Origin of the sequence: Pseudarthrobacter sp. SORGH_AS 212, assembly GCF_030818145.1 — a bacterium.
In the GTDB taxonomy this organism is placed as follows: domain Bacteria; phylum Actinomycetota; class Actinomycetes; order Actinomycetales; family Micrococcaceae; genus Arthrobacter.
This window is the reverse complement of the sequence record NZ_JAUTAA010000001.1, coordinates 2,682,367-2,703,419: the sequence shown is the minus strand read 5'-3', so window position 1 is coordinate 2,703,419 and position 21,053 is coordinate 2,682,367. Positions and strand designations below refer to the sequence as shown.

Annotated in this window: 19 protein-coding genes; 6 read left to right on the top strand and 13 right to left on the bottom strand. The window is 66.2% G+C overall.

Annotation, left to right across the window (positions count from 1 at the left end; translation table 11 throughout):
• Positions 1 to 61: 61 nt before the first annotated feature.
• The 6 genes from QE394_RS12290 to QE394_RS12265 all read right to left on the bottom strand — a co-directional run bounded on the left by QE394_RS12290 (position 62) and on the right by QE394_RS12265 (position 7,209).
• Positions 62 to 1,807 (bottom strand): ABC transporter ATP-binding protein, encoded by a 1,746-nt coding sequence (locus QE394_RS12290; RefSeq protein WP_349034642.1) that lies wholly within the window; start codon positions 1,805 to 1,807, stop codon positions 62 to 64.
• Between the two features lie 78 nt (positions 1,808 to 1,885).
• Positions 1,886 to 2,839, bottom strand: a complete 954-nt coding sequence (locus tag QE394_RS12285; protein WP_349034641.1) for a carbohydrate kinase — start codon at positions 2,837 to 2,839, stop codon at positions 1,886 to 1,888.
• Between the two features lie 2 nt (positions 2,840 to 2,841).
• Entirely contained in the window at positions 2,842 to 3,903 is a 1,062-nt protein-coding gene (locus QE394_RS12280) for an NAD(P)-dependent alcohol dehydrogenase (protein WP_261620850.1), read from the bottom strand.
• Positions 3,904 to 3,932: 29 nt separating this feature from the next.
• The gene (locus QE394_RS12275; protein WP_056080655.1) at positions 3,933 to 4,871 is read right to left on the bottom strand and encodes a carbohydrate ABC transporter permease; all 939 of its coding nucleotides are present in this window, start codon (positions 4,869 to 4,871) and stop codon (positions 3,933 to 3,935) included.
• Positions 4,868 to 5,836 carry a sugar ABC transporter permease gene (locus tag QE394_RS12270; RefSeq protein ID WP_261620848.1) on the bottom strand — a complete coding sequence of 323 codons (969 nt, stop codon included), beginning with the start codon at positions 5,834 to 5,836 and terminating at the stop codon, positions 4,868 to 4,870. Before QE394_RS12270 ends, QE394_RS12275 begins: the two co-directional genes overlap by 4 nt.
• A 20-nt stretch (positions 5,837 to 5,856) precedes the next feature.
• Positions 5,857 to 7,209, bottom strand: coding sequence for a sugar ABC transporter substrate-binding protein (locus QE394_RS12265; protein WP_349034640.1), 1,353 nt, complete (start codon positions 7,207 to 7,209; stop codon positions 5,857 to 5,859).
• A 282-nt stretch (positions 7,210 to 7,491) separates the two neighbouring features.
• On the opposite strand from QE394_RS12265, the gene QE394_RS12260 reads away from it, so the two are divergent.
• Positions 7,492 to 8,415, top strand: a complete 924-nt coding sequence (locus tag QE394_RS12260; protein WP_082497425.1) for an AraC family transcriptional regulator — start codon at positions 7,492 to 7,494, stop codon at positions 8,413 to 8,415.
• Between the two features lie 74 nt (positions 8,416 to 8,489).
• Here QE394_RS12260 and QE394_RS12255 read toward each other — a convergent pair whose 3' ends face one another.
• Entirely contained in the window at positions 8,490 to 9,452 is a 963-nt protein-coding gene (locus tag QE394_RS12255; RefSeq protein WP_349034639.1) for a helix-turn-helix domain-containing protein, read from the bottom strand.
• Positions 9,453 to 9,578: 126 nt separating this feature from the next.
• On the opposite strand from QE394_RS12255, the gene QE394_RS12250 reads away from it, so the two are divergent.
• The 3 genes from QE394_RS12250 to QE394_RS12240 all read left to right on the top strand — a co-directional run bounded on the left by QE394_RS12250 (position 9,579) and on the right by QE394_RS12240 (position 11,005).
• Positions 9,579 to 10,217 carry an isochorismatase family protein gene (locus QE394_RS12250; RefSeq protein ID WP_349034638.1) on the top strand — a complete coding sequence of 213 codons (639 nt, stop codon included), beginning with the start codon at positions 9,579 to 9,581 and terminating at the stop codon, positions 10,215 to 10,217.
• Positions 10,218 to 10,331: 114 nt separating this feature from the next.
• Positions 10,332 to 10,688 carry an SMR family transporter gene (locus QE394_RS12245; protein ID WP_349034637.1) on the top strand — a complete coding sequence of 119 codons (357 nt, stop codon included), beginning with the start codon at positions 10,332 to 10,334 and terminating at the stop codon, positions 10,686 to 10,688.
• On the top strand, positions 10,685 to 11,005 hold the full coding sequence (locus QE394_RS12240; protein ID WP_261620843.1) for an SMR family transporter: 321 nt from the start codon (positions 10,685 to 10,687) through the stop codon (positions 11,003 to 11,005). Before QE394_RS12245 ends, QE394_RS12240 begins: the two co-directional genes overlap by 4 nt.
• An 85-nt stretch (positions 11,006 to 11,090) precedes the next feature.
• On the opposite strand, the gene QE394_RS12235 is transcribed toward QE394_RS12240, so the two are convergent.
• The 5 genes from QE394_RS12235 to QE394_RS12215 are packed head-to-tail and all read right to left on the bottom strand — an operon-like array spanning position 11,091 to position 16,375.
• On the bottom strand, positions 11,091 to 12,470 hold the full coding sequence (locus tag QE394_RS12235; RefSeq protein WP_349034636.1) for an MFS transporter: 1,380 nt from the start codon (positions 12,468 to 12,470) through the stop codon (positions 11,091 to 11,093).
• Between the two features lie 34 nt (positions 12,471 to 12,504).
• Positions 12,505 to 13,428: an amidohydrolase family protein gene (locus QE394_RS12230; RefSeq protein WP_261620841.1), complete on the bottom strand. Its 924-nt coding sequence runs from the start codon at positions 13,426 to 13,428 to the stop codon at positions 12,505 to 12,507.
• 25 nt (positions 13,429 to 13,453) lie between these two features.
• A complete protein-coding gene (ligK, locus tag QE394_RS12225; protein WP_349034635.1) occupies positions 13,454 to 14,137 on the bottom strand; it encodes a 4-carboxy-4-hydroxy-2-oxoadipate aldolase/oxaloacetate decarboxylase in 684 nt (227 codons plus the stop codon).
• 28 nt (positions 14,138 to 14,165) lie between these two features.
• Positions 14,166 to 15,191, bottom strand: coding sequence for an amidohydrolase family protein (locus tag QE394_RS12220; protein ID WP_349034634.1), 1,026 nt, complete (start codon positions 15,189 to 15,191; stop codon positions 14,166 to 14,168).
• Entirely contained in the window at positions 15,188 to 16,375 is a 1,188-nt protein-coding gene (locus QE394_RS12215; protein WP_056080692.1) for a 4-oxalomesaconate tautomerase, read from the bottom strand. Before QE394_RS12215 ends, QE394_RS12220 begins: the two co-directional genes overlap by 4 nt.
• Before the next feature lie 168 nt (positions 16,376 to 16,543).
• Here QE394_RS12215 and QE394_RS12210 point away from each other — a divergent pair, with 168 nt between their 5' ends.
• Positions 16,544 to 17,200 (top strand): GntR family transcriptional regulator, encoded by a 657-nt coding sequence (locus QE394_RS12210; RefSeq protein WP_349034633.1) that lies wholly within the window; start codon positions 16,544 to 16,546, stop codon positions 17,198 to 17,200.
• A gap of 23 nt (positions 17,201 to 17,223) precedes the next feature.
• On the opposite strand, the gene QE394_RS12205 is transcribed toward QE394_RS12210, so the two are convergent.
• Complete coding sequence (locus QE394_RS12205; RefSeq protein ID WP_056080698.1) at positions 17,224 to 18,315, bottom strand: SDR family oxidoreductase; 1,092 nt, start codon at positions 18,313 to 18,315, stop codon at positions 17,224 to 17,226.
• Positions 18,316 to 18,663: 348 nt separating this feature from the next.
• On the opposite strand from QE394_RS12205, the gene katG reads away from it, so the two are divergent.
• Positions 18,664 to 20,958, top strand: a complete 2,295-nt coding sequence (gene katG / locus QE394_RS12200) for a catalase/peroxidase HPI (protein WP_349034632.1) — start codon at positions 18,664 to 18,666, stop codon at positions 20,956 to 20,958.
• Positions 20,959 to 21,053: the final 95 nt, after the last annotated feature.

The window sequence follows — 21,053 nt, the reverse complement described above, 5'->3', positions numbered from 1 at the left end:
AGGTGCCCTGCCTGGGGCCACAGCCAGCCAGGTTCCGCCGGTGACGGACGCGGGCCATGGGTCAGACCGTCTCCTCCGCAGCGAGCTGGGACGAGACAATCTCGCGGTACGTCTCGGACGTCTCCAGCAGCTCGTGGTGCGTTCCGCGCGCCACGATCCTGCCGTCGTCGAGCACCAGGATCTGGTCCGCCTCCACGATGCTGGACACCCGCTGGGCGATCACCACCATGGTGGCGCCGGCCGTGCTCCGCTTCAGTGCCCGCCGCAGCCGCGCGTCCGTGCCGGTGTCCAGGGAGGAGAAGGAGTCATCGAAAATGTAGAGCTCGGGCCGTTTCACCAGGGCCCGGGCGATGGCCAGCCGCTGCCGCTGCCCGCCGGAAACGTTGGTTCCGCCCTGGCTGATGGGCGCGTCCAGCCCCTCCTCCATCTCTTCCACGAAATCGCGGGCCTGCGCGATCTCGAGCGCCTCCCACAGCTCATCCTCGGTGGCTGCGGGGTTGCCGTAGAGCAGGTTGCTGCGGACCGTGCCGGTGAACAGGTAGGGCCGCTGCGGCACCAGGCCGATGTGTCCCCAGAGCAGGTCCGGGTGCAGGTCGCGGACGTCCACCCCGTCAATCAGCACGGCCCCGGTAGTGACGTCAAACAGGCGCGGCATCAGGTTCACCAGGGTGGTCTTGCCCGCGCCGGTGCTGCCGATGATCGCCGTCGTCTGCCCTGCCCGCGCGGTGAAGCTGATGCCGGAAAGGACGGGTTGATCGGCACCGGGGTAGGCGAATCCGACGTCGCGCATCTCCAACTCGCCCCGCCGCTGCCTGCCCCCGGCCGCGGCGGTGACCGGGTCCAGTGGCGGCAGCACGCTGGACCTGGTGCCCAGCACCTCGCCGATGCGGTCCGCGGACACCGAGGCGCGCGGGATCATCACCGCCATGAACGTGGCCATCATGACGGACATCAGGATCTGCATCAGGTAGCTCAGGAACGCGATCAGGGTGCCCACCTGCATGGACCCGTCCCCGATCCGGAACGAGCCAAACCAGATCACCGCCACTGACGAAACGTTCAGCACCAGCATCACCACCGGGAACATCAGCGCCATCAGCCGGCCGGCGTGCAGGGCCACGTCCGTGACGTCCGCGTTGGCCTTAGTGAACCGGGCCGTTTCCACGTCCTCCCGCACGAAGGCCCGCACCACCCGGATGCCCGTGAGCTGCTCGCGGAGCACCCGGTTCACGGTGTCGATCCGCTTCTGCATCTTCCGGAACAGCGGCACCATCCGGGTGACGATCAGGCCCACGGCGATCAGCAGCACCGGCACGCACACCGCGATCAGCCAGGACAACTGGACATCCTGCTGGATGGCCATGATCACGCCGCCGATGCTGAGCATGGGCGCCGCCACCATCAGCGTGGCGCTCATCAGCACCAGCTGCTGGACCTGCTGGACATCGTTGGTGGACCTGGTGATCAGGCTGGGGGCGCCGAACCGGGTGACCTCCTGCTCGGAGAACTCGCCCACCCGCTCGAAGATCGCCCCGCGCAGGTCCCGGCCCAAACCCATCGCCGCCTTGGCGCCGAAGTAGACGGCCACCACCGCGCACGCGATCTGCGCCAGGGTGATGACCAGCATGATGGTGCCGGTGGACAGGATGTACCCGGTATCCCCCTTGGCCACGCCCTCATCGATGATGTCCGCATTCAGCGTGGGCAGGTACAGAGACGCGATGGACTGCGCCAGCTGGAAGATTACGACGGCGGCCAGCAGCGCGCGGTGCGGCCGCAGGTATTCAACAAGCAGTTTCCAGAGCATTCCGGTTCCAACCTGACGGAGTGTCCACAAAACGTGGTGCGAGCGTCAGTTTACGTCCGGAGGCTGGGAGTTGGGCGGCTAAAGTGATGGTCTTTGAGTCACCGCGGCTGCCAGCGGCGCAAGCTCGGCGGTATGCGGCGGGTCCGCTCCCGGCCGGGAGCAGGTGACCGCGGCGGCGCGGTTGGCGTAGGCAGCCAGGGCAGAAAGCTGTTCCGGCCGCAGTGCCCGCAAACGCTGCCTTCCCGCTGCCCCGAGCGCTTCCAGCTGCCCAAGGCCGGCGATGAGGGCGGCCATGAAAGAGTCGCCGGCGCCCACGGTGTCAGCCACCGTCACTGGCTCCGCCGGCAGCTCCACCCGTCCCTGCCTGCTGAGGAGAACGGGACCCGCAGCTCCTCGGGTCAGGGCTGCCAGGGACGGCCCGAGGTCCAGCCAGGCTTCGAGGGTTTCCTCAGGGGTGCGGTGCGGGTAGAGCCAGGCCAGGTCCTCATCGCTGGCCTTCACAATGTCGCTGGCCGCCACGAACCGCTCCGCCTGTTCGCGGACGGCATTGACCTCAGGGCTGATGGCGGGCCGGAAGTTGGGGTCGTAGCTGACGGTTGCCCGCTCCCCCGCCGCCGCAAGGAGACCAAGGACGGACTGGTCCCCCGGTCCCAGCACAGCAGCAATTGACCCTGTATGCACGTGGGAGGACGCCTCGACGGCGGCCAGTGCCGGCAGGGTTGCTCCAGTGAGGTCCCAGCCGATGTCGAAAACATAGGTGGCGGCGCCGTCGGTCCCCAGCGTTGCCGTGGCCGTCGATGTGGGCGCGTTGCCGCCCCTGATCACCGTGACGCCGTTGGCCAGCAGATGCTCTTCGATCATGAGCCCGTACCGGTCCTCTGCGAAGTGCGTCACGAGGTTCGCCGCGAGGCCCAGCCGCGCAACCCCCACCGCCACGTTGAGGGGGCTGCCGCCGGGGTGTGCCTGGACTTCGCGCGGCCGCCGCGGATCGCTGATGATGTCCACAAGGGATTCGCCGATGACGGTGATCATAATCAGCGGCCCGGGTAGACCACGGCTTTGAGCTGTCCGGGCTGCTTTCCCGCTTTGAGCGCCTCTTCCGAGTCCGCGAGGGCGAACTTTCCGGTGACCAGGATGTCCAGGTCCACTTTTCCGTCCGCGATCAGCTGGATGGCCAGCGGCCACGTGTTGGTGTAGCGGAACACGCCGGAGAGCCAGATCTCCCGGTTCTGGATGTAGGAGACGGGCAGTTCGACGTCATCGGCGCCGAGTCCCACGAGGATCACGCGCCCGGCCGGGGCCACGGCCTTGATGCCCGCGCGGACGGCCTGGGGTGCGCCGGAAGCGTCGATGAACGCATCGACGTCGAGCCCTTCCACGCTGTCTGTCTTCGCGTTGAGCGCGTGCGTGGCGCCGTGTTTGAGGGCGAACGCGAGCCGGTCTTCGGCGATGTCCGAAATGTAGATTTCAGTGGCACCGAAGGCGCGCGCGGCCTGGGCGGCGATGATGCCAATGGGGCCGGCGCCGGCGATGAGGACCCGGCTGCCGGGCTTGATCTCCGCGCGTTCGCAGGCCCAAAGGCCCACGGAGAGCGGTTCGATCAGGGCGGCGGCTTCGTCGCTGACGCTGTCCGGAATGTCGTACGCGAAATCGGACTGGATGGTCACGTATTCGGCGAACGCACCGTCGATCGGCGGGGTGGCGTAGAACTCGATGTCCGGGCACAGGTTGTAGCGGCCGGCTTTGCACTGCTTGCAGGTGCGGCAGGGGCGCTGGGGTTCGACGGCGACGCGCTGGCCGACCCGCGAGGGATCGACGGCGCTTCCGACGGCGGCGATGCGGCCGGAGAGTTCGTGACCGAGGATGAGCGGGTGGTCCACCACGTAGGGGCCGATCCTGCCGTGTTCGTAGTAGTGGACGTCGCTGCCGCAGACGCCGACCGCGGCCACCTGCACCAGGACCTGGTCGGCGTCGAGCTGCGGGAGGGGCAGGGTTTCCATTGCCATGTCACCCTGGCGCTTCAGGATGTTGGCGCGCATCGTGGCCGGCAGGCCGGGCTGCGCGAAGGGGCGGGACTGGGTGGTGGGGATTGTCATCGGAGCGATCCTTTCGAAAGCGGGAGGGGTTACTTGACGGCGCCGAGGGAGAGGCCCTGGACGAGTTTGTCCTGGGCCGCGAAGCCTGCGAAGAGCACCGGGAGGGAAATCACGACGGCGGCGGCGCAGACTTTGGCGAGGAAGAGGCCCTGGCCGGAGACGAAGCCTGTCAGGAAGACCGGGGCGGTGCCTGCCACCACGCCGGTGAGGACCCTTGCCAGGAGCAGTTCGTTCCAGCTGAAGATGAAGCAGATCAGGGCGGTGGCGGCGATGCCGGGCATGGCCACGGGGGCGATGATTTTGCGGAGGATGAGCAGCAGGTTGGCGCCGTCGATCTGGGCTGCCTCCAGCATTTCCTCAGGCACTTCAGCGAGGAAGGAGCGCATCATCCAGACGGCGATGGGCAGGTTCATGGACGTGTACATCAGGATGAGGAACCAGATGTTGTCCAAAGCCCCGACGGTCCTGGCGAAGAGGTAGAGCGGCAGGATCGCGGCCACGACGGGCATCATTTTGGTGGAGAGGAAGAAGAACATCACGTCGGTCCACTTCTTCACCGGCCTGATGGACAGGGCGTAGGCGGCCGGGAAGGCCAGGAGCAGCACGAGGACCGTGGACAGGATCGAGGCGGTGGCGGAGTTGATCAGTGACGGCCAGGGGCTGACGCCGGAGGTTTCGCCGAAGAACTCCCGGTAGGCGTCCAGGGTGAGGTTCGCGGCGACCGAGGGCGGGTTGGTGGCGGCGTCGGTTTCGGAGTGGAACGAGGTGAGGACCATCCACAGGACGGGGACTGCGAAGAGCAGGGCGAGCAGCCAGGCCGCGATGCCGGCGGCGGTGTTGTTGCGGGTGGGGTCCATGCGCGCCTTGCCGCGGCGGCGCGCCGCCCGGCTGCCGGTGTTCAGTGCGGTGGGCGATGTGGGACGGGCAGGGCCCGAATTCTGCGGTGCAGCGGGGGTGAGGGTGCTCATCGTGCTGCCTCCTTCTTGAAGAGTGAAAAGACGGTGCGGAGCGCGAAGGTAGCCACGATGATGGTGCCGATGACCACCACGACGCCGGCGGCGGAGGCCAGGCCGTATTCGTTGGCGAAGTAGAACGTCTGGTAGATCGCGTAGGGCAGGTTGGCGGTGCCGAGGCCGCCGGCGGTGAGGGTGAAGACGGCATCGAAGTTCTGCACGATGTAAATGGCACCCAGCAGCCCGCCGAGCTCCAGGTACTGGCGCAGGTGCGGCAGCGTCAGGTGGCGGAAGATCCCCCAGGGTGTGGCGCCGTCCATCTGGGCAGCTTCCACGGTGTCCATGGGGCGTGACTGCAGGCCGGCCAGCAGGATGAGCATCATGAACGGGGTCCACTGCCACACCAGGGAGAGGATCACGGCCATCATCGGTGCCTGTGAGAGCAGGTCCAGCTGGGGCGCCTCAGCGCTGCCGAACAGCGACCACACCCAGGTGAGGACACCGTTGATCAGCCCGAACGTCGGGTTGAGCAGGGCATGCTTCCAGATCAGGGCCGCTGCCACCGGCACCACCAGGAACGGGGCGATCAGAAGGGTGCGTGCCAGTCCCCGGCCGAGGAACTTCTTGTCCAGCAGCAGGGCCAGCCCCAGGCCGATGAGCAGGCTGATCAGCACCACGGAGACGGTGAGGAGGATGGTGGTGAAGATGGCCTGGCGGAGGTCAGGGTCGGTGAGGACGGTGGCGTAGTTCTCCAGGCCTGCGAAGGCGGTCTTGTCCGGGCTGAGGCTGTTCCAGTTCATGAACGAGATGACCAGTGTTGCCACGAATGGGAGCTGCGTGACCAGGATGAGGAAGACGAGGGCCGGGAGCAGTGGTGCCCGCCGCGCCCATGCGAGGGCCCGTTCGCGCGACTTTGCTTCTCGTGAGGGGTTGGCTGCATTGTGTCCCGGGCGGGAGATGCGCGCCGTTGCGGTAGTCATGATGTTCTCCTGCGGTTCGGTTAAGGCTGCTTGTACTTGTCGCCGACCTTTTGGGCGGCTTCCTGGCCCTTGGCCAGCGCGTCAGCCACGCTGCCCTGGCCTGCGATGGCGGAACTGACGCCCTGGGAGACGTTGGTGCCCAGGGCTGCGAATTCGGGGATACCGACAAACTGGATGCCGACGGCGGGACGTGCCTGCGCGCCGGGGTTCTTCGGGTCGGCGTTCTCGATGGCGAAGCGTTCGGCTTCGAAGAACGGGGCGGCCTTCTGGAACTCGGGGTTCTCGTAAGTGGAGATGCGCTTGCCGGACGGGACCTTGGCCCAGCCGAGCTCGGAGGCGACCAGTTCCTCATAGTCCTTGGAGCTGGCCCAGGCAATGAACTTCTCGGCGGCGTCCTGCTTCTTGGATGCGGCCTGCATGGCCCAGGACCAGGTCCACAGCCAGCCGGAGGACGTGGTTTCCTTGACCGGTGCCTGGGCGTAGCCGATCTTGCCCTTCACCGGGGAGTTCTGGGCTTCCAAGGCCCCTGCGGCGGACGTTGCGTCGTACCACATGGCGGTTTTGCTCTGGCCCATGTTGTTCAGGCACTCGGTGAACCCGGCCTGGGCGGCGCCTGCTTCACCGTGTTCGCGGACCAGCTTGGTGTAGAACTCCACTGCTTCGGTGAACTTCGGGGAGTTGACCTGGGCGTTCCAGTCTTTGTCGAACCACGTGCCGCCGAAGGTGTTAACCACGGTGGTCAGCGGTGCGAAGACCTGGCCCCATCCCGGTTGGCCTCGGAGGCAGATGCCCTTCATCCCCGGTTCCGCGCCGTCCACCTTTGCTGCGATGTCGGCCACCTCGTCCCAGGTGGGCTTGGCCGGCATGGTCAGGCCCTTGGCGTCCAGGATGTCCTTGCGGTACATGAGGAAGGAGGACTCACCGTAGAACGGTTCACCGTAGAGCTTGCCGTCCTCGCCGGTGAGGGACGCTGTGTAGGCGGGCAGGACGTCGTCCTGGTCAAACGCAGGGTCCGCGGCAACGTCATTCAACGGTGCCAGCCAGCCGTTGGCCGAGTAGAAGGGTATTTCGTAGTTGGAGAGGGAGGCCACGTCATACTGGCCGGCCTGGCTGGAGAACTCCTGGCTGATCTTGGCGCGGACGTCATTCTCCGGCAGGATCGTGTAGTTGACCCTGATGCCCGTTTCCTTGGTGAAGTTCTCTGCGGTGAGCCGCTGCAGATCCTCCATCTGGGGGTTGTTGACCATCAGGACACTGATGCTGTTCGGGTCTCCGGCAGAATTGCCACCGCCGGCACCTGCGCAGGCCGAGGCACTCAGCGCGACACACAAAGCGCCGGCGGCCAGGGTCGCAGCACGCATTTTTGGGCGCATTAAGGACTCCTTTGTTCTTCAGGGATGCACAGTCACCGCACCACGACCGCTACGTCGGGGTACTGGACCTGGTGGGCGAGGGCCATCCACCGGAGATCCCGGTGTTCCTCGCTGATGTTCTTCCAGATTAGGCGCGGGAGTCAGGTCACAACTAGCGTTCTGGTTGCTACTTTCTGATACTTATTTTCCTGATATGCCGTCCCGGGCAGCCGCTACTCTGGGATCAGGACGCTGCGTCCCTGTCCAGAGTTCATAAAACAGCCCAACCACTGGAGCGCCATGATGACTGCCGCGGATACTGCTGACGGAGCCACCGCCAGGCTCGCCGAACGCCTGCTGGGGATGCGGGCCAACCGGGAAGTCATCCCCCCTGACCCCAACCACTCCGTCCGTTGGCACCAGCACAGTTATCCCAGCCCCGTGGCACGCTGGAACTACCACCCCGAGTACGAGATCCACCTCATCCGCAAGGGCACCGGAAAGTTCATTGTCGGTGACCACATCGGCACCTTCGAGGCCGGACACGTTGCCCTGGTGGGGTCAGGACTTCCGCACGACTGGGTCAGCGACCTTGAACCGGGTGAGGTTCTGGAGAACCGGGACGCGGTGATCCAGTTCGACGGGAAATGGGTGGAGCAGACTGCCGCCCTGGTGCCCGAGATGGTCGAGGTGAAGCCGCTGCTGGAGCAGTCACAGCGGGGCATCGAGTTCCTGGGCAGGTCGGCTGAGGCGGCGGCAGCGGCGATCGAGGCCATGGGCGCCACCACCGGACTGGTGCGCCTCCAGCACTTGTTTACCCTCTTCGGTATCTTGGTCCGCGCACCTGAAACGGACCGGCGATACCTGGCTGAGGAATGGTTCCGGCCGCAGCTGGACGGCCAAGCGGCTGCCGTCGTCGACCTCGTTTTGGAGTATGTGTTCAGCAACCATGCCGGCAGCGTGAAAATGTCCGAGGCGGCGGCGCTGGTAGGTATGCAGGAAGCCTCCTTCTCGAAGTACTTCAAACGCGCTACCGGGCAGAACTTCAGCGACCTGGTCCGTAAGCTGCGCCTGGCCCACGCACGGCGCCTGCTCGAACGCAGCGACAAACCAATTTCCGACATCTGCTACGAAGTGGGCTTCTCCAACCTGTCCAACTTCAACAGGCACTTCCTGAACGATGCCGGGGAAACTCCGCGGCAGTACCGGCAACGGGTCAGCGGCTGACCTGACCGTCCCGGGATGATGCACTGCGTCGAATCGACAGAGCCGAAGGGGAAACGGAAGGGCGAAGGACGGCGTTAGCCGGACCGCATATCAAACCGCCGCCGGTATTCCGTAGGCGCCGTGGAGAATGCAGCCGCGAAGTTTTGCCGCAGCGTGACGGCGTTGCCGAACCCGCAGTCGTCCGCGATCTGTTCCACTGACAGGTCGGTGGTCTCCAGCAGCCGCCGGGCAGCGTCCAGGCGCCGCGCACGGATCCAGGCGGCCGGCGTCGTACCCGTCGCGGCCCGGAAGGCGCGGACGAAGGTCCGGCGGCTCAGGTGCGCCTGCGCCGCGAGCCGGTCGATGGTCAGCGGCTCCCCCAGGCGGGCCAACGCCCACTCGAGGAGGCTCGAGACCGGGTCGTCAGCCGTACGCTGCGGCACCGGCCGCTCGATGTACTGCGCCTGTCCGCCGTCCCGGTGGGGCGCAATGACCAGGCTGCGTGCCACCTTGTTCGCCGCGTCCGCCCCCAGCCGCGAACGCACCACGTGCAGGCAGGCGTCGAGCGCGGAAGCCGTGCCGGCAGAGGTCAGGACGTCACCGTGATCGATGTACAGCACGGACTGGTCAAGGGCGATATCCGGGTGCCGCACAGCCAGCGAATCAAACGCCTGCCAGTGCGTGACAGCCCGGCGCCCGGCGAGCAAACCGGCGTCGGCCACGGGAATCGCGCCCAGGCACAAGCCCATGATCGTCACCCCACGCCCGTGCGCATCCTGGAGCACCTGCCGCAGCGAATCACCGGGGACGCGGCCGTCGTTGAACCAGGAAGGCACCACCACAACGTCCGCCGCCTCGGCAGCCTCCGGCCCCCTCACTTCACCCAGCCGGTAGCCCTCAGCGGTGGTTACCTCGCCTTCCTGGTCAGAGAACAGAACCGTTTTCCAGCCGGCAAGGCCCTGGCGGGCAACTTCGTCAAAAACCATCTGGGGAACGGCCAGGTGGAACATCGTTGCCCCATCGAAGGCGTATACCGCGCAATCCTCATCCCGCCCCATTCCAACACTTTGGCCTGAATCCATCGTACATTCGCCTTCGTGCCACTGTTGATCCGGGTCATTGGTGGGAAGACTGGATGGGTCGCCAACGGGCGGCCACATCAACCACCAGGGAGAAACCAGAACATGAGCATCCCCCGCCGCGCCCTCATCCTCATCGACGTGCAGCAGCAGTACTTCAGCGGTCCCCTCGAAATCCAGTACCCGGCGCACCAGGAGTCCCTGCCCATGATCACGAAGGCCGTGGACGCCGCGACTGCCGCCGGGATTCCGGTTGCCGTGATCCAGCACTCCGCGGGCGTTGGCGCACCCGTCTTTGCCCCCGGCACGCCGGAGTTCGAGCTGCACCCCGAGATTGAAGGCCGCAGGACCGGCGAATGGAAGTCCGTCGTCAAGCAGTACGGGTCCGTCTACGCGGGCACGGACCTCGCCGACTGGTTGCGGAAGCACGACGTCGATACGGTTACCCTGGCGGGCTACATGACCAACAACTGCGTGCTCGCCTCAGCTGTGGAGGCCGAGTTCCTTGGCTTCAGCACCGAAGTCCTCTCAGACGCCACCGGCGCCATCAACCTCGCCAACGACGCCGGATTCGCCGACGCGAAGACCGTGCACACCACGCTCCTGACGCTGCTGAACTCGAACTGGGCAGCAGTGGCGGATACCGACACGTGGAGCAGTGCTCTGGCTGCGAATCGGGCCCTCAACGGGAGTGACCTCGGCAGCTCGGCCGTCGCCGGCATGGAACTGGCACCCCAGTCATAGCCAATTCCCGGGCTTCACACCGGCGCACAGCGATGGGAAGCCCGGAAACACCAGCGGCCCGCGCGCAGTTGCATCAGGGGGACCAAGCCCCGACGAAATTCAAGGACTGTACAGATGAAGTGGATTCTTCTCGCCGGCGCCATCCTGAGCGAGGTGACGGCGTCGCTCTCCCTGAAAGCGGCCCTTGATAATCCTGCCTTCTTCATCGTGGTGGTTCTCGGCTATACCGCGTCCTTCGCTTTCCTCGCCGGAGTCCTCCGCAAGGGCCTCGGCCTCGGGGTCGCCTACGGCATCTGGGCCGCGCTGGGAGTAACACTCACCGTGCTGCTGGCGGCCGTTCTCTTCGGAGAGGCGTTGACACCGGTGATGATGATCGGCGTGGCCATGGTGATCGGCGGAGTGCTGTGCGTTGAACTCGGGTCACACAAGGAGCCTGCAGCAGAATCCGCCAAAGAAATGGCCGGCTCATGATGTGGCTGTTGCTGACGGCGGCCATCCTTACCGAGGTGAGCGCTACCCTGCTCCTGCGGGTCGCGTCCACCGGAAAGCGGCGCTGGTACATCCCTGTCGCCGTCGGATATTTCCTGGCCTTCACCCTCCTGACGCTGACCCTGCAACAGGGCATGAACCTTGGCGTCGCCTACGGCATCTGGGCCGCGGCCGGGGTCGCGCTGACCGCGCTGGCCAGCCGCATCTTTTTCAGGGAGGCAATCACCCCCGTGATGATGCTGGGGCTCGGACTGATCATCGGCGGTGTCCTGCTGATCGAGCTTGGGGCGGTCCACTAGTCCGCAATCGAATGACGCCCGGCCGGTGAATTCGGCCGGGCGTCGCCACTTCCGATGTTCCGGAGCGTCGTGCCGTTGGTGGTTCCTATGGTGCAGGAGACGGGGCCACAGCGTCTTTCGCGACGGTGTGTGCCAGGGGTTTCGGGCGGGTCTTGGGGCCGAAGATGGCCAGCACCACCGCCCCGAACAGCCAGGTTCCGGCGATGAAGAAGAACACGCTCTGGTAGCCGCTGCCCGTGTAAAGGCCTGCGATGATCAGCGGACCGGCAGCGTTGGAGAGCCTGCCCAGGCCGTAGGAGACGCCGGTGCCCAGGGACCGGCCCGCGGTGTCGAAAACCTCGGGCGAGTAGGCGTAGACGAGTGCTGTGTAGCCGCGTTCGAAGAGGTTCACCAGGAATCCGAAGACGACGATCAGGACCGGGTTGAAAGTCAGCCCGTAGAACAGGCCGCAGACGGCGATGGTGGTTCCGAAGACCACCAGGCACCACTTGCGTTCGAAGCGGTCCGTCACCAGGGACGCCAGGTAGGAACCCAGCGGCGCGCCCACCGTGGTCAGGGCGACGTAGAAGATCGAATCGCTGACGCTGAACCCTTCCTGGGCCAGCAGGGTGGGCGCCCAGCTGGAGTAGCCGAAGAACCCGATGGTCTGGGTTACCCACAGCACAGTCAGGAGGATGGTGGGGCCAAGGTACTTCTTCTGGAGCAGGAGTTTGTACGAAGCCTTCGGCTTGCTCGTCGTGGCTGCGGCGGCTGTGGGGGCCGGGGCGGGCTCCGGCAGGGCACCCTTTTCGGCAGCGACCTGCGCTTCCACCTGGCTCAGAAGGGCATCGGCTTTATCAAACTGGCCTTTGCTCTCATACCAGCGCGGTGACTCCTTGAGGTGCCGGCTGAACAGGAGGAAGACGATGCCCATGGCGCCCCACAGGTAGACCAAACGCCAGGACCAGTCGCTGAGCGGGACCACCCAGCTGGCCAGGAGGTTGGTGGCGGGGGTTCCGCAGATGCCGATCACAATGGCGTACGCCTGGTACTTGCCCCGGACCGCGGCCGGGAAGATCTCGTTGACGTAGATCACCGCGACGACGGTCATCGCCGCCAGGCCGGCGGAGGTCAGGACCCGGAAGATGCCAAGGGAGACGATGTCCCAGGAGAACACCGCGGCGAACGAAAAGACGGAAAACCACACGGTGGTGATGGCGAGGGCCTTCTTGCGTCCCCACCGGTCCGCGAGCCAGCTGGCGACCAGGGAGCCGAAGAACATGCCCACGAAGGACAGCGAGGTGACGTAGGCGATCTGGTTGATGGTGACGCCCCACAGCTTGACGAGCTTGGGGACTGTGGTGGCAAAGCTGTTGATGTCCGCGAACTCGAAGAAGTAGGCGAAGGAAACGGCGATCAGGGTGATCTTGTGCATGCGGGAAATGGGAAGCCGGTCCAGCCGGTTCGCAGCATTGGAGTGCATCATTGGAGTCCTCTGGTGTGTTCTTGGGCGGTGCCGGCTAGGCCCGGGCGTCTTCGCCCGGCCAATAGAGCCGCATGGGGTTGGCAACGAGCAGCTTCTGCTGCAGGTCAGTGGTCACGGCCACCTGCGGGATGTAGTCCACCAGCAGGCCGTCATCGGGCATGTGCCCCTTGAGGTTGGGGTGCGGCCAGTCGGTGCCCCACAGCACACGGTCCGGAAATTCCTGGACCACGCGCCGGCCAAACGGAACCGCATCGGTGTACGCGTGCTGCTCGCCGTCCAGCGCGGGCGGCCCGCTGACGCTGAGCCGCTCCGGGCAGCTGACCTTCACCCACACATCGTTCCGGTCCACGAAACGCAGGAACCTGCTGAACTCGGGACCGTCCACCGGTTTAGTGACATCGGGCCTGCCCATGTGGTCCACCACCAGCGGCGTGGGGAGTGAGCCGAAGAAACCTTCCAGGCCTTCGAGGTCCCCGCCTTCGAAATAGATCACCACATGCCAGCCCAACGGCGCGATTTTCCTGGCGATGGCCGCCAGGTCCTCCTGGGGGGCGGAGCTGACCAGCCGCTTGAGGAAGTTGAACCGGACGCCCCGCACCCCGGCCTCGTCCAGGCTGCGGAGTTCGGATTCTGAAATGTCCGGCCGGACCGTGGCGATCCCGCGGGCCCGGCCCCCTGCGGACCGGACGGCGTCCACCATGGCGCTGTTGTCGGCCCCGTGGCAGGTTGCCTGCACAATAACGTTGCGGCTGACGCCCAGGTGATCGCGCAGGGCGAACAGCTCGTCCTTGCCGCCGTCGCACGGGGTGTACTTTCGTTCCGGTGCGAACGGAAACTCTGCGCCGGGGCCGAAGACGTGGCAGTGGGCGTCCACTGTACCGGCGGGAAGCTGGAATCGCGGCGTGGAGGGGTTGGCGTACCAGTCAAGCCATCCGGGAGTCTTGGTGAAAGTCTCCATGGGGATACTCTGCTCCTTTCCGGTGTCAGTCGACATAGCGCAACCCGGCGGCGGCAAGGGGTTCACGCATGGAATAGATGTCCAGTCCCAGCTCCCCGGCGGCAAAGCGCCGGCGCTTGGACTCTTCGTTGTCTTCGCGTTTGCGGGCAGCTTCTGCGACGTCGGCGGCCCGTGCGGCGGGAACCACCACGACGCCGTCGACGTCGGCCACCACTACATCGCCGGGGTGGACCAGGGCGTTCGCGCACACCACCGGAATGTTGACCGATCCCAGGGTGGCCTTGACTGTGCCCTTGGAGTTGATGGCGCGGCTGAAGACGGGGAAGTCCATCTCCTGGAGGGTGGCGATGTCCCGGCAGCCGCCGTCGATCACCAGGCCGGCGGCGCCGCGGGCCTGGAGGGAGGTGGCCAGCAGGTCGCCGAAGAATCCGTCCTCGCTTTCGGTGGTGCAGGCCGCCACCAGCACGTCGCCGGGCCGGACCTGCTCTGCGGCCACATGCATCATCCAGTTGTCACCGGGCTGCAGCAGCACTGTCACGGCGGTGCCGCACAGTTTGGCGCCGGGGTAGACGGGCCGGATGTAGGGCCGCATCAGGCCCAGCCGGCCCATGGCCTCATGAATGGTGCTGACGCCGAATTCCGATAGTGCTCTGACGTCCACCTCCGCCGCACGGGTGATGGTGCGGTGGACAACTCCTAGTTCCTGCATGTTCCTGGCTCCTTGGTACGTGGCTGCGTCAGCGGCCCTGCTGCTTGAGCAGGGCCTTGAGGCGGGGGTAGACGGTGCGGGCGTTGTGTTCCTGGATGGCTGCACGATCGGGTTCGGCCAGCCCTGCCGCCTCGATATAGCGGGCAGTGTCGTCGAAGTTGTGGCCGGTGCAGGGATCAATGTCCCGGACCGCGCCGATCATTTCCGAGGCGAACAGGATGTTCCTGGTGGGAATGACGTCCAGGAGGAGGTCGATGCCGGGCTGGTGGTAGACGCACGTATCGAAGAAGACGTTGCCCAGCAGGTGCTCTTCGAGCGCCGGCTTCTTCAGCGCCATGGCCAGTCCCCGGAAGCGGCCCCAGTGGTACGGGACGGCCCCGCCACCGTGGGGGATCACGAGTTTCAGGGTGGGAAAGTCGGCGAAGAGGTCACCCTGGATCAGCTGCATGAACGCGGTGGTATCGGCGTTCAGGTAGTGGGCTCCGGTGGTGTGGAAGGCCGGGTTGATGCTGGTGCTCACGTGGACCATGCCCGGGATGTCGTACTCCACCATTTTTTCGTAGATGGGGTACCAGTAGCGGTCCGTGAGCGGCGGGGCGGTCCAGTGCCCACCGGACGGATCCGGGTTGAGGTTCAACGCCACGGCGCCATACTCCTCCACGCAGCGGGTCAGTTCCGGGATGCAGCTGGCCGGATCGACGCCGGGCGACTGGGGCAGCATGGCCGCGGGGACGAAACGCTCGGGGTAGAGCTGGCTGACGCGGTAGCAAAGCTCGTTACAGATCGCAGCCCACTCAGCGGACGTTTCGAAGGTTCCCACGTGGTGCGCCATGAAGGACGCCCTGGGCGAGAAGACTGTGAGGTCGATTCCGCGCTCATCCATGAGCCGCAGCTGGTTCTGTTCGATGCTCTGCCGCAGGTCGTCGTCGGAAATCCTCAACTCCGCTGGCGTGGGCGCCTGGGCCGGGTCCGTGAGCCCGGCTACCTGCCGGTCCCGCCACTCGCCGAGGGCCGGCGGCGCCGTGGTGTAGTGGCCGTGGATATCGATGATCACAGGTCTTGCTCCTTTGAGGACTGGGGTTGCCGCTGGCGGGCCGGGATCATGACGTCACCGGCCATGATCAGCCGGGCGGTCCGGATCAGCGCGGACTTGGCCACGCGGGTGGGGTCTGCGGGATCGAGCTCCAGCTGGACGCTGAATTCCCCGCTGGGGTGTTCCACCGAAACCGTGGGGGTCCCGCCGTCGGGCATCTTTGCGACGGCGTGCGCCACCGTGCCGGCCAGCACGGCGGCCGTACCCACGGTGACGGCGGCCAGCACGCCGATCGATTCGTGGCAGACGTGCGGGATAAAGCTGCGGGTACCGATGGTCCCGCCCTGCGCCGGCGGGGAGACCAGCGTCATCTTGGGGTAGTTCTTCCCGGCAACGTCGCCGAGCCCCATCAGCTCGCCGCAGCTGAGCCGGAGCGCTTCGAGCCGGGCCTTCAGTTCCGTGTCCGCGTTAAGCTCGACGACGGGTTCCCGGCCCGTGCGCCCCAGCGCGGCGGCGTCGATGATCACCAGCGGCTGGCCGTTGTCGATGCAGGTCACCTCCACCGGACCGAAGCCGCCGATCTCCACGGAGTCCGTCAGGTTGCCGGTGGGCAGCATCGAAGAACAAACGGACCCTGCCGTGTCCAGGAAGCTGATGACGACGGCGGCCGAAGTGCCGGGAACTCCGTCAATTTCCGCGTCCCCGCCGTACTCGACGTACCGGCCGTCCTCCCCCGCCGGCGTCGGGATGGCGATCTCGGCCACCAGCCCGGTGTTCAGGGTGAGGACCCGTGCGGAGGTGATGTCGGCGCCGGGCTCCAGCAGGCCCGATTCAATCGCAAACGGCACCACGGCTGCGAGCATGTTGCCGCAGTTGGCCGTGGTGTCCACGGTGTCCTGGTCCGGCTGGACCTGGGCAAACCTGAACTCGAGGTCGATCCCGGCCTGCCGGCTCAGCCCCACGATGCCCACTTTGCTGGTCAGCGGGTGGGCCCCGCCCAGGCCGTCAATCTGGCGGGGGTCCGGCGAGCCCATGGCCGCCAGGAGGATGCTGTCACGCGCGTTCGAATCCTGGGGAAGGTCGTCGGCACGGAAGAAGGGGCCCTTTGACGTGCCACCTCGCATGAACCAGCACGGCACTGCGAACTGGCTGCCCGCGCGGCGGGGGGCCGCCCGGCGGACCTCTCGAATAGCTGTTGGAACCACGACGTTCCCTCTCAATTGATGGTGATGCAGTACACACACGATAGCCGTTAGCTAAATTGTTAGCAATCCTTTTGATGATCTTTCGCACATCCTGGGCGGTTGAGAGGGCAGGCCAGGTGACAAAATTGTTTACAATGGGTGGCACGGCGGCCATAGACAAGGGGCAGCATGACAACGATTCCTGAGACCGAAGGGCCTACGCTTTCGGCTCCGCAGCTGGTGGAAATCCTGCGCAAGGCGATCATTACGGGCGAGCTGGTGCCCAAGCAGCGGCTCGTTGAAGCCGACCTCGCCGAAGATTACGGGGCCAGCAGGGGCAACGTGCGGGTGGCGCTCGCGGAACTCAGCGTCGAAGGCCTCGTGGAACGCGTTCAGAACAGGGGTGCGCGGGTCAGGGCCGTCTCCATTGAGGAAGCCGTGGAGATCACTGAAGTCCGCGGCGCGCTGGAGGCGCTTTGCGCCCGGAAAGCCGCGGAGCGGATCACTGATGCCGGGGCCCAGGAACTGCGGGAACTCGCCCGCCAGATGGAAGATGCCGTGGCGCGGGGTGACCGCGAATCCTATTCGGCCTGCAACCAGCGGCTGCACGCCAAAATTATCGAGGTCAGCGCCCAGGCCACGGCGGCTGCCACCATCCAGCGGCTTCGCGGCCAAGCGGTGCGGTTCCAATTCCAGCTGGCACGGCAGCCTGGGCGCCCCAGCGTTTCCCTTCCCCAGCATCTGGCCATCATCGACGCCGTGTGCCGGCATGATCCCGAGGGTGCCGCGGAGGCCATGCGGCTGCACCTGGAAAGCGTGGCCGACGCTATCCGGGAATCGGCCTAACGGCTTGTGGCGGCCCTGCGCCGTCAGGGAATCAGGTTCTCCGCGCGGTACCGGTCGAAAAGTGCGGTGAAGGCGTCCAGCGTCCGCCGGTAGCCGGTGAAGCCGGCGTCCCTGCTCTTGCCCATGTCCGTCACCACCTCGATGTTCCGCCCGAGATCACCGTCCGTGTGCCACCAGGATGCCACGCGGCCCAGGTCCGGTTCGCTGAGGCCATGGCGCCCGGCCAGCTCCCGCCACTGTTCCTCCCGCCCCGCCATGGACTGCTCAAGCGGACGGGGCTCCCCCTGGTATCCCTCCCACTCCACGCCGAAGTAGGCTGCGAGCTTCGGCCACATCCAGCGCCAACGGAACACATCGCCGTTGACGATGTTGAAGGCCTCATTCGCGGCTGCCGGAGTGGTGGAAGCCCAGAGCATGTGCTCGGCCAGCAGGCCGGCATCCGTCATGTCGGTCAGGCCGTTCCATTGGGTTTCGGATCCTGGGAAGACGAACGGCTGCCCGCTGTCCCGGCACAGGGCGGCCTGCGCGGCAAGGGTGAGGCCCATGTTCATGGCGTTGCCCACCGCGTGCCCGATCACGGTGTGGGCGCGGTGCACGGACCAGGTGAACCCCTGCTCAGCCGCTGCCGCCCAAAGTTCGTCCTCCTGGGCGTAGTAGAAGTTGTTCACCGGAAGCCGCGGCTCCTCCTCATGGAAGGGCGTGTCCGGCATTTCCCCGGCGGCGTAGGCTTCGAACGGTCCCAGGTAGTGCTTTAGCCCGGTCATCAGGGCTACGTGGGCTACGTCCTTTCCCCGCAGCGCCGCGAGGAGGTCACGCACCATGCCCGCATTCACGGCGATGTTCTCTTCCTCCGTGGCGCGCCGCGACCATGCGGTGAAGAAGACATGGGAGGGGTTTTCCGGAGCAAGCACAGCGGTGAGCGCGGAAACCGAGGTCAGGTCCGCGGAAAGCCACCGGACGCCGGGACGCTCGGCCCCGGGCCGGCGGGACAGGGCAAGGACTGCCCAGCCGTCGCCAACCAGGGTATCCACCAGGGCCGAGCCCGCGATTCCGGTGGCCCCCACCACCAGGGCCGTCCGTCCGTTGCCCGCTGCTGTTCCTGATCCGATGGTCATAGTGCTCCTTCTAGTGGGTGCTGGGTGTATCCGCGCGTCAGCACGGCCTCACGCTGTGGCGGAGGCCCGCGCGCTGCGTCGCGCCGGGACAAAGGGCCACCGAAGGCCCCTTAGCGACAAGCCCCGCCATCAGGCAGATATTCCATGGAGCTCCCTGGCGGGACTGTTACGCGGAAGGCGGAAAGCGCCGGCTGCACCTCAGCGGTGGCAAGCCCGGGGGAACGGGCCGCACGGCGGATTGCGAGGAAAATAGGGTCTCATCCGCCCAGCCGTCTATGTTCCAATGGGAGGGTTGCACCGGCTGCCCGAGTCCAACCGCGGCCTCGGCCCAACGGAAGGAAGAAGCACATGACCGAACCCCAAGAGCATCCTCCGGTTCCCACGCCCGCGAGCGCCCAGGGCTCTGGCCAGAAGGCCGAGGGTGGCTGCCCCGTAATGCATGACAGCGTTACCGCACAGGGCAGCGAGAGCGAAAACCCGGCCATCGACTCACCCCAGCCCAAGGGGCACCGGCCGCGGACCATCGCCGACTGGTGGCCCAACCAGCTGGACCTCTCCGTCCTCCACACCAACCACCCGGCCGGCAACCCGCTGGGCCCGGACTTCAGCTACCGGGACCAATTCCAGAAACTCGACGTCGAGGCGCTCAAGCAGGACATCACCGAGGTCCTCACCACTTCCCAGGACTGGTGGCCGGCGGACTTCGGCCACTACGGCGGCCTGATGATCCGGATGAGCTGGCACGCGGCGGGCACCTACCGAGTCCATGACGGCCGCGGCGGAGCGGGCGACGGCGGCCAGCGGTTCGCGCCGCTGAACAGCTGGCCGGACAACGCCAACCTGGACAAGGCCCGCCGCCTCCTGTGGCCGGTGAAGCAGAAATACGGCCAGAAGCTTTCCTGGGCGGACCTGCTGGTCCTCGCCGGCAATGTGGCCCTCGAATCGATGGGCTTCAAAACCTTCGGCTTCGCATTCGGCCGCGAGGACGTCTGGGAGCCGGAGGAGATCTTCTGGGGCCCCGAGGATGCCTGGCTGGGCGACGAGCGGTACGTCGCCGAAGGCCAGATGGCTGATGAGGTGGGCTCCACCGAGATGGGCCTGATCTACGTCAACCCCGAAGGCCCCATGGGCAACCCGGACCCTATGGCCGCCGCAGCGTTCATCCGCGAAACGTTCAAACGGATGGCCATGAATGACGAGGAGACCGTGGCGCTGATCGCCGGCGGCCACACCTTCGGTAAGACCCACGGTGCCGGCAGCGCGGATGACCATGTGGGTCCGGAGCCGGAGGGCGCGGACCTTGAGTCCCAGGGCCTGGGCTGGCTGAGCACGTACGGGTCCGGCAAGGGTGCGGACACCATCACCTCCGGCCTGGAAGTGACCTGGACTGACGTGCCCACGCAGTGGAGCAACCGGTTCTTCGAGATCCTGTTCGGGCATGAGTGGGAGCTGCTGGAAAGCCCCGCCGGCGCCAAGCAGTGGGTGGCCAAGAACGCCGAGAAGATCATCCCGGACGCCCATGACCCGGAAAAGAAGCACCTGCCCACCATGCTCACAACGGACCTGTCGCTGCGCGTGGACCCGGAGTACGAAAAGATCTCCCGGCGCTTCCTGGAGAACCCGGACCAGTTCGCGCTGGCGTTCGCCAAGGCCTGGTACAAACTGCTGCACCGCGACATGGGCCCGGTGGGCCCGCACCTGCTCGGCCCGTGGGTTCCGGAGGCGCAGCTGTGGCAGGATCCTGTTCCCGCCGTCGGCCATGAACTGATCGGCGAGGAGGACATCGCCGCCCTGAAGGCCAAACTCCTGGACTCCGGCCTGACTGTCCCGCAGCTGGCCTCGACGGCATGGGCATCCGCCGCCACGTACCGCAAGACAGACCGGCGCGGCGGCGCCAACGGGGCCAGGATCCGTCTGGAACCGCAGCGCAGCTGGGAAGCCAACGAGCCCGAACAGCTCTCCACCGCACTGCAGACGCTTGAACGCGTGCAGGAGGAGTTCAACACCGGCCAGGCCAACGGCAAGAAGGTATCGCTCGCGGACCTGATCGTCCTGGGCGGCGCCGCGGCGGTGGAAAAGGCAGCGTCCGACGCCGGGGTCCCCGTCACGGTGCCGTTCCGTCCGGGCCGCACGGACGCGGCACAGGAGCAGACCGACGTCGAGTCCTTCGGCTACCTGCAGCCACGCGCGGACGGGTTCCGGAACTACATCCGGCCCGGGGTGAAGCTGCAGCCCGAAACCCTGCTGCTGGACAAGGCCTACCTGCTGGACCTCTCCGCGCCGGAGATGACGGCGCTGGTGGGTGGCATGCGCGCGCTGGGCACCAACGTGGGCGGCTCCGGCCACGGTGTCCTCACCGACAGGCCACAGGCCCTGACGAACGACTTCTTCGTCAACCTCCTCTCCCCCGGCACCAAGTGGAAGGCCTCGGAGAATGAGGAGAACGTCTACGAAATCACGGACGTCTCCACTGGCGAGGTGAAGTGGACTGCCACCCCCGTGGATCTGGTGTTCGGCTCCAACTCCCAGCTCCGCGCCCTGGCCGAGGTCTACGCCAGCGGCGACGCCAAGGAGAAGTTCGTCCACGACTTCGTGGCTGCCTGGGCGAAGGTCATGGAACTGGACCGGTTCGACCTAAACTGAGCCCTACTTTCGGCGGCTTCTAGCCGCTGAACCGGCGTCAGGAATGGCGGCGAAACCATGCCGGTTTCGCCGCCATTTCCTTGACCTGAGCTGTC

Excerpts from the sequence above, each read along its gene's own strand:
- QE394_RS12290 (WP_349034642.1), bottom strand. The coding sequence starts at position 1,807 with ATGCTCTGGAAACTGCTTGTTGAATACCTGCGGCCGCACCGCGCGCTG.
- QE394_RS12285 (WP_349034641.1), bottom strand. The coding sequence starts at position 2,839 with ATGATCACCGTCATCGGCGAATCCCTTGTGGACATCATCAGCGATCCG.
- QE394_RS12280 (WP_261620850.1), bottom strand. The coding sequence starts at position 3,903 with ATGACAATCCCCACCACCCAGTCCCGCCCCTTCGCGCAGCCCGGCCTG.
- QE394_RS12275 (WP_056080655.1), bottom strand. The coding sequence starts at position 4,871 with ATGAGCACCCTCACCCCCGCTGCACCGCAGAATTCGGGCCCTGCCCGT.
- QE394_RS12270 (WP_261620848.1), bottom strand. The coding sequence starts at position 5,836 with ATGACTACCGCAACGGCGCGCATCTCCCGCCCGGGACACAATGCAGCC.
- QE394_RS12265 (WP_349034640.1), bottom strand. The coding sequence starts at position 7,209 with ATGCGCCCAAAAATGCGTGCTGCGACCCTGGCCGCCGGCGCTTTGTGT.
- QE394_RS12260 (WP_082497425.1), top strand. The coding sequence starts at position 7,492 with ATGACTGCCGCGGATACTGCTGACGGAGCCACCGCCAGGCTCGCCGAA.
- QE394_RS12255 (WP_349034639.1), bottom strand. The coding sequence starts at position 9,452 with ATGGGGCGGGATGAGGATTGCGCGGTATACGCCTTCGATGGGGCAACG.
- QE394_RS12250 (WP_349034638.1), top strand. The coding sequence starts at position 9,579 with ATGAGCATCCCCCGCCGCGCCCTCATCCTCATCGACGTGCAGCAGCAG.
- QE394_RS12245 (WP_349034637.1), top strand. The coding sequence starts at position 10,332 with ATGAAGTGGATTCTTCTCGCCGGCGCCATCCTGAGCGAGGTGACGGCG.
- QE394_RS12240 (WP_261620843.1), top strand. The coding sequence starts at position 10,685 with ATGATGTGGCTGTTGCTGACGGCGGCCATCCTTACCGAGGTGAGCGCT.
- QE394_RS12235 (WP_349034636.1), bottom strand. The coding sequence starts at position 12,470 with ATGATGCACTCCAATGCTGCGAACCGGCTGGACCGGCTTCCCATTTCC.
- QE394_RS12230 (WP_261620841.1), bottom strand. The coding sequence starts at position 13,428 with ATGGAGACTTTCACCAAGACTCCCGGATGGCTTGACTGGTACGCCAAC.
- ligK (WP_349034635.1), bottom strand. The coding sequence starts at position 14,137 with ATGCAGGAACTAGGAGTTGTCCACCGCACCATCACCCGTGCGGCGGAG.
- QE394_RS12210 (WP_349034633.1), top strand. The coding sequence starts at position 16,544 with ATGACAACGATTCCTGAGACCGAAGGGCCTACGCTTTCGGCTCCGCAG.
- QE394_RS12205 (WP_056080698.1), bottom strand. The coding sequence starts at position 18,315 with ATGACCATCGGATCAGGAACAGCAGCGGGCAACGGACGGACGGCCCTG.
- katG (WP_349034632.1), top strand. The coding sequence starts at position 18,664 with ATGACCGAACCCCAAGAGCATCCTCCGGTTCCCACGCCCGCGAGCGCC.